This window comes from Mangrovivirga cuniculi (genome assembly GCF_005166025.1).
GTDB classification, from domain to species: domain Bacteria; phylum Bacteroidota; class Bacteroidia; order Cytophagales; family Cyclobacteriaceae; genus Mangrovivirga; species Mangrovivirga cuniculi.
Genome location: NZ_CP028923.1, coordinates 2,832,059 through 2,844,769, shown reverse-complemented (window position 1 = coordinate 2,844,769; position 12,711 = coordinate 2,832,059). Strand labels below are relative to the sequence as shown.

At 36.5% G+C, this 12,711-nt stretch carries 14 protein-coding genes; 10 read left to right on the top strand and 4 right to left on the bottom strand.

The genetic code is table 11. The annotated features are described in order from the left end of the window. Nucleotides 1-34: 34 nt before the first annotated feature. The 7 genes from DCC35_RS20710 to trmB are packed head-to-tail and all read left to right on the top strand — an operon-like array spanning nucleotide 35 to nucleotide 4,576. Nucleotides 35-202, top strand: coding sequence for a hypothetical protein (locus tag DCC35_RS20710; RefSeq protein ID WP_175402812.1), 168 nt, complete (start codon nucleotides 35-37; stop codon nucleotides 200-202). A gap of 56 nt (nucleotides 203-258) precedes the next feature. Continuing rightward, nucleotides 259-690 (top strand): SPOR domain-containing protein, encoded by a 432-nt coding sequence (locus DCC35_RS12445; RefSeq protein WP_137091111.1) that lies wholly within the window; start codon nucleotides 259-261, stop codon nucleotides 688-690. Nucleotides 691-697: 7 nt separating this feature from the next. Next, nucleotides 698-1,387: a MotA/TolQ/ExbB proton channel family protein gene (locus DCC35_RS12440; protein WP_137091110.1), complete on the top strand. Its 690-nt coding sequence runs from the start codon at nucleotides 698-700 to the stop codon at nucleotides 1,385-1,387. Between the two features lie 2 nt (nucleotides 1,388-1,389). Further along, nucleotides 1,390-1,785, top strand: coding sequence for an ExbD/TolR family protein (locus DCC35_RS12435; RefSeq protein WP_137091109.1), 396 nt, complete (start codon nucleotides 1,390-1,392; stop codon nucleotides 1,783-1,785). A 2-nt stretch (nucleotides 1,786-1,787) separates the two neighbouring features. Beyond that, nucleotides 1,788-2,654, top strand: coding sequence for a hypothetical protein (locus tag DCC35_RS12430; protein ID WP_137091108.1), 867 nt, complete (start codon nucleotides 1,788-1,790; stop codon nucleotides 2,652-2,654). Between the two features lie 34 nt (nucleotides 2,655-2,688). Beyond that, a complete protein-coding gene (locus tag DCC35_RS12425; RefSeq protein WP_137091107.1) occupies nucleotides 2,689-3,930 on the top strand; it encodes a bifunctional folylpolyglutamate synthase/dihydrofolate synthase in 1,242 nt (413 codons plus the stop codon). Next, nucleotides 3,917-4,576 (top strand): tRNA (guanosine(46)-N7)-methyltransferase TrmB, encoded by a 660-nt coding sequence (gene trmB / locus DCC35_RS12420; RefSeq protein WP_137092647.1) that lies wholly within the window; start codon nucleotides 3,917-3,919, stop codon nucleotides 4,574-4,576. The genes DCC35_RS12425 and trmB overlap by 14 nt, the downstream gene beginning before the upstream one ends. Here the strand turns inward: trmB and DCC35_RS12415 are convergent. Next, nucleotides 4,573-5,328: a sulfite exporter TauE/SafE family protein gene (locus DCC35_RS12415; protein ID WP_175402811.1), complete on the bottom strand. Its 756-nt coding sequence runs from the start codon at nucleotides 5,326-5,328 to the stop codon at nucleotides 4,573-4,575. The genes trmB and DCC35_RS12415 overlap by 4 nt on opposite strands. Continuing rightward, nucleotides 5,325-5,834 (bottom strand): tellurite resistance TerB family protein, encoded by a 510-nt coding sequence (locus DCC35_RS12410; RefSeq protein ID WP_137091105.1) that lies wholly within the window; start codon nucleotides 5,832-5,834, stop codon nucleotides 5,325-5,327. The genes DCC35_RS12415 and DCC35_RS12410 overlap by 4 nt, the downstream gene beginning before the upstream one ends. A 124-nt stretch (nucleotides 5,835-5,958) precedes the next feature. On the opposite strand from DCC35_RS12410, the gene DCC35_RS12405 reads away from it, so the two are divergent. Then, complete coding sequence (locus tag DCC35_RS12405) at nucleotides 5,959-6,342, top strand: hypothetical protein (protein ID WP_137091104.1); 384 nt, start codon at nucleotides 5,959-5,961, stop codon at nucleotides 6,340-6,342. Nucleotides 6,343-6,369: 27 nt separating this feature from the next. Next, nucleotides 6,370-6,978, top strand: a complete 609-nt coding sequence (locus tag DCC35_RS12400; RefSeq protein ID WP_137091103.1) for a 2OG-Fe(II) oxygenase — start codon at nucleotides 6,370-6,372, stop codon at nucleotides 6,976-6,978. Nucleotides 6,979-7,188: 210 nt separating this feature from the next. Here DCC35_RS12400 and DCC35_RS12395 read toward each other — a convergent pair whose 3' ends face one another. Beyond that, nucleotides 7,189-8,682, bottom strand: coding sequence for a sodium-dependent transporter (locus DCC35_RS12395; RefSeq protein ID WP_137091102.1), 1,494 nt, complete (start codon nucleotides 8,680-8,682; stop codon nucleotides 7,189-7,191). 86 nt (nucleotides 8,683-8,768) lie between these two features. Here DCC35_RS12395 and DCC35_RS12390 point away from each other — a divergent pair, with 86 nt between their 5' ends. Beyond that, entirely contained in the window at nucleotides 8,769-10,130 is a 1,362-nt protein-coding gene (locus tag DCC35_RS12390) for a GAF domain-containing protein (RefSeq protein WP_137091101.1), read from the top strand. Between the two features lie 31 nt (nucleotides 10,131-10,161). Here DCC35_RS12390 and DCC35_RS12385 read toward each other — a convergent pair whose 3' ends face one another. Then, entirely contained in the window at nucleotides 10,162-12,672 is a 2,511-nt protein-coding gene (locus tag DCC35_RS12385; RefSeq protein WP_137091100.1) for a PIG-L family deacetylase, read from the bottom strand. Nucleotides 12,673-12,711: the final 39 nt, after the last annotated feature.

Here is a 12,711-nt window from a genome sequence, read left to right as displayed (position 1 = left end):
TAATTTTTTTTAAAACTGTCAGCAAATTTAAATCATGGAGCAAAAGTACAGGTCTAAAGATTCTGATTATGGGTTGCCGGAAAATCAGTCATTCGATCCAATAGATAGAGATAAACCAGCAAAAGCTGAAGGCCAGCAGAAATCTCAAAGAAAACAAACAAGTTCATATAATAAAAAAATAACGATTCTAATACCGGATTAATTGCCGCGGTTGTTATCGTTCTTTTAATAGCAGCCGGTTTTGCTATCTGGTTTTTTGTGATAAAACCAAACCAGGAAGCAGATCGATTAGCTGAAGAAGAAAGACAAAAACAACAGGAATTAGAAGACCAAAGGTTAAAAGAAGAACAGGCCAGACAAGCTGAATTAGAAGCTGAAAGGCAAAGAGCTTTGGACTCAGCAAGGGCCGCTCAGGAAAATATGTCTGTGGAAGGTACTATCAATGTACTAAAAAGCAGAACAGGTCGTTCATATGTTGTAGTTGGCAGTTTCTTTGACAAAGATCAGGCTATGGATTTTGCCAATGAAAGAAAAGGTGACGGACTAACATCTTATATTATAGAGCCTTATGGAAAGACAAGATTCTATAGAGTGGCTGTTGAATCTTTTGACAGTTACCAGGAAGGAGTTCAGCAGGCTGAAGGGTATAAGGATGAATACGGATCCGATGTATGGGTGTTGAAATATTAAAAAATTTATGAGCTTACTTTTGCAACTGACTCAGACGTCAGATTCGCTGGCTATGCAGTCTATGTCGTCTGAACAATCACTAACATTTTTAGAACTATTACAAAAAGGCGGATGGTGGTTAGTGCCACTTGGTTTATTACAACTCGCCGCAGTTTATATTTTCTTCGAACGAATTTTCACCATCAGAAGGGCAGACGAAGATTCTGCTGATCTGATGGAACGTGTCAGACATACTGTGACTTCCGGAGATATATCGGGGGCTAAAAGTATATGTCAGTCTGAAAATACTCCGATCGCCAGGATGATCGAGAAGGGTATAGACAGAATTGGCTCTTCTCTTAAAAATATTGAAGTAAGTATCGAGAATGTCGGTAAAATCGAGATCTATAGATTAGAGAAAAATTTGAATCTACTCGCAACAATTGCCGGAGCTGCACCAATGCTTGGATTCCTCGGTACTGTTACCGGTATGATCACTGCTTTTATGGATATTACGAAAATTGAAGGTGCGTTAACTCCCCAGCAATTGTCTGCAGGTATTTACGAAGCATTGATCACTACTGCCTGTGGACTTTTTATTGGTATTTTGGCCTATCTTGGATATAATTACCTGGTAGCAAGAGTACTTAAGGTAGTTCACAGAATGGAATATACTTCTGTTGAATTCATTGATTTATTACAAGAGCCAAACAAATAATTATGGCACTAAAGTCAAAACACAAAGTCGATCCAACTTTTAATATGTCATCGATGACTGATGTCATATTTTTGTTGCTGATCTTTTTTATGCTGACTTCTACTGTAGTTGATCCGATGGCTTTACCAGTCAACTTACCGAAATCAAAAAGTAACACCTACAGTAACCCGGTTATTAAAGTTGCAATTACTGATGACCTGCAATATTTCTTTAATGGAGATAAGGTTAGTAGAAAAGTGATTGAGCCAATGTTAAGAAATGAGATCGGTAAAACCGAAACTCCGACAGTTTCGTTATATATTGATAAGTCTGTGCCGACCGAACATTTTGTTGAGATTGCCGGTATTGCTACTTCATTAAAAGCGAAAGTTTCAATAGCAACCACTCCAGACAATTAAGAATGATAAAACGCGAGGACGAAATAGCCAGGAAGAAGGATAAACAGAAATCGATGGTAATTACAATTGCAATCCATGGAGTCCTTCTGGTCTTGTTCGCGTTTCTTTTAGCGTGGAAAGAACCTAATCCTCCCTTACCACAATATGGTATAGAGATTGATATGGGAATGGATAATGTTGGAAGTGGAGATGATCAGGATAATATCGAGGCTCCCGAATCTGAGGCTGAGGATGAACCTTCTCCTGTCGAAGAAGCAGTTGAGGATCCTAGTGAACAACCAGTGGAAGAAACCTCAGAACCAACAGAAGCAGTGGAAACCGATGATCCTGTCGATCCTGTAGATGAGGTTTCTGAAAACACAGATGCTGTTCCTGTTGAGCCTGAACCTAAGAAAACTACGACCAAGACTGAAAATAAAACTGAATCAAAAGAAGAAACAGTAACGGCACCGATATATCCGGGTACAGAGAAAGGTGAGGGTAGTGGTGCCAGCAAAAAAAGTGATGGTGATGATACCGATCAGCAAGGAGATAAAGGAGACCCTGAAAGTGTAGATGAACGCTTCATTTATAAAGGGACATCCGGAGGTGGCGGTGGTGGACCACAACTGGACATAACCGGATGGACGTGGGATCGTGTTCCTGATAAAAAGGATCAATCTGCTCAAAGCGGCAGAATTAAGTTTTCATTTGAAATTGATGATGATGGTTATGTAGTGAATGTTACTCCAATTGAATCTACAGTTAGTCCGGATGTCCTCAAATTTTATCAGAACCAATTAGAAGAAACTACTTTTAGTCAAACTGGAAGTTTACCTCCAAAACCCAGAACAAAAGGTACAGTAACTTTCATTATTAAAAGCCAATAACTTACTATCTTTGTCACCGTTTTAATTTTCGGTGATGACCTACGAACAAATAGAAGAATATCTTTTTGAGCAGTTGCCTATGTATCAACGCATGGGAAAAGTCGCTTTTAAGACTGGTCTAGGTAATATTGAGGAATTTTGCAAAATCCTCGGTAATCCCCAGGATCAATTTAAGTCTGTTCATATTGCCGGCACCAACGGAAAGGGAAGTTCATCCCATATGATTGCTTCTGTTTTACAGGAAAATGGCTACAAGACCGGTCTATACACTTCTCCTCACCTAAAATCATTCAGGGAAAGGGTTAAGATCAATGGATTACTCATTCTCAAGCAATATATCGTTGATTTTGTTGAAAAGTATAAAGAACATGCAGAGAATCTGCAGTTGTCATTTTTTGAATGGACTGTCGGACTTGCCTTCAAATATTTTGCTGATCATAAGGTTGATATTGCTATAATTGAAGTCGGATTAGGAGGCAGGCTTGATTCGACTAATATTATTACTCCACTAGTATCATTGATCACTAATATTGGACTTGACCATAAGAATATGCTCGGTGATACCCTTCAGCAAATTGCAGGTGAAAAAGCTGGTATTATAAAGCCAGGAATTGACGTGGTGATCAGTGAAACGCAGCCCGAAATAGCCGATGTTTTTAAATCTAAAGCCAGGGAAAATAATAGTGACATAATATTTGCTTCTGATAAATATACTCTTACCGAACTAAAAAAGTATTCACTGGATCTTAAGGGTGAATATCAACTCAGGAATTTATCCGGAGTATTAGCTATAATAGAAAATTTAAAAGAAAAAGGGTTTGATCTCCCAAATATAAACGCAGGGCTTTCTAAAGTAATAACCAACACAGGCTTGCAAGGGAGATGGCAGGTTTTATCCGAAAAGCCTTTTGTAGTCTGTGATACTGCCCATAATGTAGAAGGACTGGGAGAGACCTTAAGACAATTTTTAGCCCGCGATGCCTCTCAATATCGTTTTGTTATGGGTTTTGTTTCTGATAAAGCGGTAGAAGAAGTGTTGGAAGTAGTTCCTAAGAATGCGGTTTATTACTTTTGCACCCCTAATGTGCCACGGGGGTTAAAAGTGGTTGATCTGAAGCCGAGGGTTTCTTCAGATATCACTGTGGCAGGATATTATAATAGTGTAAATGATGCGGTAAATGATGCCCGCCATGATATGAAGGAATCTGATGCGTTATATATTGGTGGTAGCACATTTGTTGTGGCTGAATTGAATGAACTTAATTATGAGGAATAAGCAAAAGCGCTTTGCAGAAAACAGAGAAAGACCAAATATTTTTGAACCTGAAAAGCCTGGTTATGAAGAGATCAAAGGAAATTGGCACGACAAATATTTTGAAAATGATAACCATATTACCCTGGAATTAGCCTGTGGAAAAGGGGAATATACGACAGGTCTGGCAAGGCATTATCCTGAAAGAAATTTTATCGGAGTTGATATAAAGGGTGACCGTATTTGGTGGGGTAGTAAGGATGCAATAGATGAGAATTTATCAAATGTTGCATTTTTAAGAACCCAAATACAATTGCTCGAGAAATTCTTTGTTGATGGGGAGGTTCACGACATCTGGATAACCTTCCCTGATCCCAGGCCTAAAAAAAGAGATATTAAAAGGAGACTAACATCCCCGCGATTTCTTGATATGTATAAGAAAGTAATGCAAAAGGAGGGATGGGTATATTTTAAAACAGACAATCCCGGTTTATTTGATTATACACTCGAAGTATTATCCGATAGGGATGATATAAAGAATCTTTGCATAACGAGAGACCTGTATCATTCTGAATATATAGATGAGCACCACGGAATTAAAACAAGGTTTGAAAAGATGTTTTACGAAAAGGGCTTTTCAATAAAGTATCTTAAATTTCAATGGAATTAATAAAACCATAAAGCAACAGCCAGGATAACAAAAACGCCAAGCGTTACATACTTTAAAGTTTTACTTTCAGTATTCACAGACCAGCGACTGGAGATCCAGGCTCCCAGCATGTTACCTGCTGCAAGCCAAAGGCCAGCGGTCCATTCGATCTTTATTTGATAGGCAAAGATGATCAATGCGATTGCTGTATAAACCACATTGACAAACATTTTGATACTGTTGGTTCTAACCAGGTCTAACTTATTAATCCCTGTTAATGCAGCCATTATCAAAAAACCGACGCCTGCCTGTATATAACCACCGTATATACCAATAAAAAAGAATATGATAATGGAGAAAATCAGGTTTTTCCCTTTGAGTAAGGCTTCTTCAGGTTTATAGTGGTGTTTGGTAAATAAAACCGTGAAAAACACCAGAATAAGCATGAAAACGGATATAGATTTTTTAAAGAGGTTTTGGTCGATCTCTATCGCTAGCTGGGTTCCTATAACTGCACCTATCAAAGCAGAGATTGAAAGATAAATGCTGAAGCGACTGATGTTTACACCCTTGCTTTTGAACCCTGCGACTCCTGAGATACTCTGTAATAATACTGCAACTCGATTCGTGGCATTTGCCACTGCCGGAGGAATGCCAATGAACATCATTAATGGTAAAACAAAAAAACTGCCACCACCGGCTATAACGTTGATGAAACCGGCTACAATGCCGACGCCAAATAATAAAAAATAGTCTATTACAGGTAAACTCACACTGCAAATATATGAACCTGTTTATTTATTGTGGAACTTATTTTATCAAAGATTTCATAAAAGTCGGTCAATAAAAACTCAAGCCTTTTTGATATGTTAGCCTTAATGTTACCCGGGCCGATGTACTTTTTACATTTCCCTATTATTTTAGCTGTCTGGCTTTCATTAAACCCCCATTTTAATCCAATATGATTGATCAATCGAGCTTCATTTGGATGTATTACTCCATCAGATAGGACCAAAGCATAATATTCCGATAGTTTTTTCCGGCTGAAAAGATTTCGGCGTGTTTTTATCACTACAGCATTTTCCCTGCTATATTTTATTATGTTAGCGATGTCATTTTCTGATATCTCCATTTTTTTGCCAATAGCCATGATGTATTTCTTTTCCGATTCATCGAAAGTTCCATCTGCAATAGCCAATGCGCATAGGTTTATCAAATGCTTTTTATTCTGCTTTTCGATGACCTTTTTTCTGATGTTCTTAAAAAATAATATATCCATATCCGTTAATACCTTTTTGATGAATAAGGTGACAAAAATCTTATATCTTTTCTTTAAATAGTTTACTTTTTTCGATAGAAGTGTTATTTTCGGACATTATCAACCAAAACAACACTTTTTTATTATGAAGACCAGAGCTTGCAAACTATGCGGGAATTCTATTAATTCCGGTAGCAGGTCAGATAAAATTTTTTGTTCTGATCACTGCAGGAGTACTTTTAACAACCGGATTTCTTCCGGGGAAAATAATTTAATTAGAAGAGTAAATTATCGATTGCAAAAGAACCGTAGAATTCTAAATCAACTCAATCCGAATGGGAAAACCAAAGTCACTCGTGAGACCCTGATAGCATATGGATTTGATTTCTCTTATGTAACAAGTTTTTATAAAGCTAAGAATGGAAACAACTATACATTCGTGTATGATCAAGGCTATATCGATATTGGTGGTAACAATTTGATCCTTGTAAAAAATCAGCGAATTGTAGAAAAATCATCTATTATTTAATTACTTTCGCCGGCATTATTTTGATAGGTGAAAACAAAAGTAGACTTTTTGCCATTGATCGACACGGTTGTCGAAAATGGTTTTGCAGTATGTGATGATTTTATATCTCCAGATTACCTTGCTAAACTCAGACATCTCATAAAAGAGCATTATCACGAAGGTGAGTTTAAGGATGCTGAAATAGGAGACAGGTTCAACCAAACCAAAGTTAATAGTATAAGAAAAGATGAAATTCTTTGGCTCAGCAGAGGTTTATTTTCAGAACTTGTGAATTTTTACAGTGAGATTGATCGACTCGTTTCGATACTAAATCGATATTGCTTTTTAAGTATTAACGATTGTGAATTTCATTTTGCGGTTTATCCTCCTGGGGCATTCTACAAGAAACACGTTGATCAGTTTAAAACAAATGATGCGCGTTTATTGACTGTGATCTGTTATTTAAATGAATTCTGGGATGAAAGTTACGGAGGAGAATTAATGATTTATCCTGAATCAGGACCATTAAGAATACTTCCTCAACCGGGAAGGTTGGTTTTGTTTAAAAGCGATGAACTTCCTCATGAAGTCTTGATAACAAATAAAACAAGACTTTCAATTACCGGATGGTTAAAGCATAAACACACACCGCTTTAAGCTTCGTATAAATAATTAGCACACTCATCGTGTGAATATTGCCGTTCGTCTAAATAGGGTTTATAAATATAATTATATCTGATATATTTGAAATGCAAGTAGAATCAAGTATATCTTTCTTTCCATAGCTGGTTGAAAAGATGCCCGGAGCTCATTCGGGCTTTTTTTATATCAAAAAATTAAAGGCCCAGATTAAAGGGCCTTTTTTATTTATATAGTTTTGAATTTTTTATTAATATAATTATTTAAGAGCAAACCACTTATTAATACAAGTAGCCACTGGGTAATTACCGAAGCATTACTATAAACATCAAATACATTCCAAACACCTTCTTCAGTAAACCATGGTTCAGGGCTGTATCCTCTCGATAACCACCACCAAATAAGAACTATTCCAAAGGCAATATTTATATACATTGAAATTGCATAATAAAGATCTGGTAGTCGTACATCAGAATCCGGATCAATCATCTCATCTTTTATTTTCTTTACTCCAATTCGTAATGCAGGAAAGATTATAAATAAACCACTAACAACTAATCCAACTCCCCAGACCCAGTCCTGATTATTAAAAACATCTAATGACCAGGCACTCGGAAATCCAAATATTGCACAGCATACCGCAGCGATTATTACCGCTTTTTTTCTGAACAACCCGAGATCTGTTAATGTTTTAATAAATAATTCGATCATGGGCAGGAGGCTACTAAATGCAGCAAGGAAAAATGCTCCAAAGAAAATCACACATAATACCGGACCACCGGGTATAGAAAAGAATAACTTTGGTATTATAGTGAATGTTAAAGCCTGGTTTCCACTTTGGAGATATTCTAGTGCATTGGCTTCAGAAGCACTCAAAGCAAAGACAGATGGTATAATTGCTATGCCTGCCAATATTGAAGCAATGTTATTACCTATCGAGCTCATAATAATATTGAGAGTCACATCTTCTTTTTTTCTTGAATAAGCAGAAAGAGTCATAATTAGTCCCCAACCTGCGCCGGTTGACCAGGCACTTTGAGATAATGCTTCGATCCATACCTTTGGATTAGAAAAGTGTTTGACTTCGACTCCAAACATATATTGAAGACCGATTTCACCTCCTTCAATATTTAAAGCAATAATAGAAATTACAATGAGTAAGATGAATAGAGTGGGGATCAAAATTTTATTTGCTTTTTCAAGTCCGTTTTTTACGCCTTTAGTTAAAACAAATACAGCAAATCCCAGGGCTAAAATATGAAGCCCTACTGTTTTAAAGTTACCATTAGCGATATTGTCCCAATAATTTGTGAGTTGTTCCTGGGTTCCGATGCTGGCAAGATCCGCTCCTTCAAAATACTTAAGAGTATATTCTATGGAAAAACCAAGGTACTGTAAGCTCCAGGCAGTTACTACCGAATAATAAAAAGCAATTCCCAGGGTACACAGGGTTATGAAATATCCCATCCATGCATATTTAGAACCGGCAAATTCACTATAAGATCCGATTACTGATCGTTTGAATTTTTTTCCTATGCTAAATTCTGTAAGTAGAATAGGGATTGACCAGATAAACAAAAATACCATCCACAAAATGATGAAGGCCCCGCCGTATTCTCCGGCTAATCTTGGGAATCTCCATAAGTTTCCTGCGCCTACCGCCATAGCCAGCGCAGCTAATATAATTCCCCACCGATTACTGAATTCCTCTTTTTGAGACATAAAAAATATGGTTTAAATGATCTTTATTTATATATTGGTAAAATATATTTTTATAAGATTGCTAAGATTATAATTTTTTGAATAAAATGAAATTTAAGGACGTACTAAAGTGGGGAATTAAGCCTGATCAGCCCAGGTTTTTAAAAAGAAAAATTTATCAGTCTAATATTACTGCACTAATACTGGCTTTTTTTGTTTCATTGCCATTTATTCTAATTTCTCAAAACACATTAAAACCAACCATTGGGATTCCAATTGCCGGTTTCATCCTTTCCTTGTTAGCAATGGTTTTAAATAGGTTTGGATTGATTTATGTAAGTCGGATTATTGTTTCCTTGGTTCCTGTTTCATTAGCTACTTCGGAAGCCGCTTTCATTGTTGAAGCCGGGAATCCTCCTATGGTCGGTATGTCCATGCTATCTCTGGCTTTTCTGTTTATACCGTTTATAGTTTTTGATATCAGAGAAAAGGGATATTTATTCACTTGTGCAGGAATAGCAATATTGATGATCCTTGGTTTTGATTTCATTAATGAATGGCTTGAAATAGATTTAGACAGGTCTGAATTGAAAAAGGGTAATCTAACAAGAGTTGCTATTTTTATATCTGTAGTTTTTGCTGTTGGTATAATTATGGTTCTACTTTTAGAAAATAAGAGATCTGAAGAAATATCTTCACATTATATTCAGGAAAGTAAGGATATCGCCAGGAAAATGGAGGAATCTGAGAAACAGGCAAAGGAAAATTTGAAAGAGGTTGAGCTTGTCAGGCAAAATGAAAAAAAGCAACAATGGGCAGTCCAGGGACTAGCTGAAGTGACAGAGTTACTTAGAGGCTATGATAGCTTAAAAAGTCTATGTGATAACATTATGGCTTTTTTGGTAGAATATATGGAAGCAAATCAGGGAAGTATGTACCTGATTGATAATGAAGGTTTTGTTTTAAATCTTTATGCAACTTATGCTTACAACAGGAAAAAGTTTGAGGAGAAACAAATCCATCCGGGCCAGGGATTAATTGGCCAGGCTTATATTGAAAAAGAGGTAATACATTTAAAAGAAATCCCACAAAATTATGTCAAGATAACTTCCGGATTAGGTGAGGCAACTCCAAATAGTTTGTTGATTGTACCGATGATCTTTAATGAACAAGTTGAGGGTATTTTAGAAATAGCTTCTTTTAAAGAGTTTGATGAACATCAGATCAGTTTTGTTAAAAAACTAGGTGAGTCTATCGCTTCAAGTTTAAAAGATATAAAGATTAACGAGTCTAATAAAGAGTTACTTGAACAAGCCAGACAGCAGGAAGAAGAAATGAGAGCCCAGGAAGAAGAAATGAGGCAGAATATGGAAGAGCTTGCAGCTACTCAGGAAGAGATGCTTAGAAAAGAAAAACGTTATTTAGAGGAAATAGATAACTTGAAAAGACAAATACAAGTAGAGAATTAAAAAGGGGAGCTAAAGAACTCCCCTTTATTTTTTAAGGCTTTTCTGATGAATGACTCAGGCTAATCAGGTTTATGAGTAATCGATAGGCTCCGGGCACCCCGGCAGGTAGTTCCCTGAAAAAAGATAATCCTGTATAAACATAATAACCTTCTCCATATTCTGCTACCAAAAGACTGCCTTTAAGTGGAACCTCGTCAGTATCACTGATGCTCAAAAGAGGTGTATAGTTATCGTCCCATGTACCAGGGAAATACAAACCACGCTCTTGCACCCAGTTTTTAAAATCATCTTCTGTAATTTTATTTGGCTGATTAAAAGCAATGTGATCTTTATTCAATATTCTGACCTCAGAATTTTCATCTGTCACTCTGCCTCTGGAGATACTAATTGGATAAGGTCCGGGATTTTCTACATTTAAGCCATAAGAAGTATTATACTGTACAATTACAGTTCCGCCATCATAGACAAAATTGTATAATTTATCCATGGATCTTGCTAATTCAGAGTTTGTATTTAATGCTCTTATACCCAATATGATGACATCGTAATCAATATTTTTCCCGCCATTTAAGTCCTCTACACCGATCTGATCGACATACATACCAACGTCTGTTAACAAATTCGGAACATCATCGCCAGCACCCATGATATATCCGACTTTAACGTCAGGTACATCAATGTCGACTGCAGAAACAGTCATTTCTGAAGCTCTGACATCGATTTGGTTTGGTATGTGATCATATTCGATAAAGACGGTATACTGGTCAAATTTCTCATTTTGTTTGGTGTTAAATTCAAATGAAACATTGTTTTCTTCAAATTTTGTAGCTTTTTCAGCAGAAATATGAAACTCAAAGCTTCTAACCCTTTCAACACCATCTGCTTCATATTTTATTACCTCTTTTTCACATTTGATCCCTGCAGGAAGATCTATGGTTAATTCTCCTGAAGGTAAAGGTGAATCTGAAGTCAGTGTTACAATGATGCTTTTTTCTTTGTTTACCGGAAGAACAAGAACTTTTTGAAGTGGCTCAACGCTGATCTCAGGCATAATATGCATTGGCTGGATAACCTTTCCTTTTACTCTGTCAGTTGTATGATAGGTTAGAGGTAATTCTATTTTTATTAATTCATTATAAACATCCAGAATTATTTCTGCATGATATACGGGATGATTTTCAGCATTACCTATTAATGAAAAACTTGATACATCAAAGTTAGCATCAGTCTGATTACCATTTAACCAATAAGGGTCTGTAAATGCTATATCAGATGGTAATACCAGTTTAGTGCTAAACTCAAATGTTTTATTAGGATTTAAATTACCTTTTTTATCTATATCAGTGCCAGGGATGTTGATCTTAGAAATTTTTACACCAATGTCAGATCTGTTTATTGCCTCAAAATTAATTTCTACTGTATCACCGGGAGAATAATATGGCCGGTCTGAATGAAGGCCTGCATATAATCCAAGGCATTTTACAATGAGTTCGTCTATTTGACTCAGTTTACTTTCAACCTTTTCATTTTTCAGATCTGTTTTTCTGATCTCATTCTTAAGTTGAACAAGATCTTCAATTGAATTCTCAGGTCTTAAAGGATTAAAACTGTTAATGATCTTATTTATGTTTTTTTCAATATTCGGAGCTCCCATTTGAGCCCAGGATGTTTTAATACCTGAGTAAAAATCTTTCTCGGAACCTTTGACTGCTTTAACTGGCACGAGCCATTCAAATGATTCGCCCCTGGACCCGGAAGATCCAAAACCCTGTGATTTATGCATACTGCGGCTTCTTCCTGCTACTTCCTCAATCGATTCTCCCATTGAAGGCAGGTAGTGGCCGACATTAAGTTTTACCAGGTTAGTCGTATCAAATGATTCATCTCTACCTCTGTAAAACCATGGAGAGGTATTCCAGTATATTTTTTTAGGTTGCCATGTCTTTACATGATCAAGTTGTTCAGGGTAAGCTGAAGGGTCATTGGCCAGATCAAAGGCTTCCCTGGCAATAATAGCACTGGCAGTATGATGGCCATGGGTTATACCCGGGATTTCAGGAAACCGCGTAATAATTATGTCCGGACGAAATTTCCTGATAACGTAAACAGCGTCACCAAGAACTTTTTCTCTATTCCATTTATTAAAAGTTTCTGTAGGGTTTTTTGAATATCCAAAATCATTGGCCGTGGTGAAAAATTGATTTCCACCATCGATTTTTCTTGCAGCAATCAACTCCTGAGTTCTGATTAATCCAAGGCCATCCCTGATTTCTGATCCAATTAGATTCTGACCTCCATCCCCACGAGTCATAGATAAATAACCTGTCTCGAAATGTTTGTATCGGGCAAAATATGTTATTAGCCTGGTGTTTTCATCATCCGGATGGGCAGCAACATACAATACCTTTATAAATGATTTCAGTCCTTTTATCTCATCTGCAATAACAGATGAAGCAGGTGGCGATATTATATGTTCTTCCTGAGCTGATAAATTAGAAAATACGAATGAGGTAAATAAAAAAAGTAAAAACAGTTTTTTCATTTCTTTCTGTTGAGTTTGAAGTTTGTAATTTACCAAACC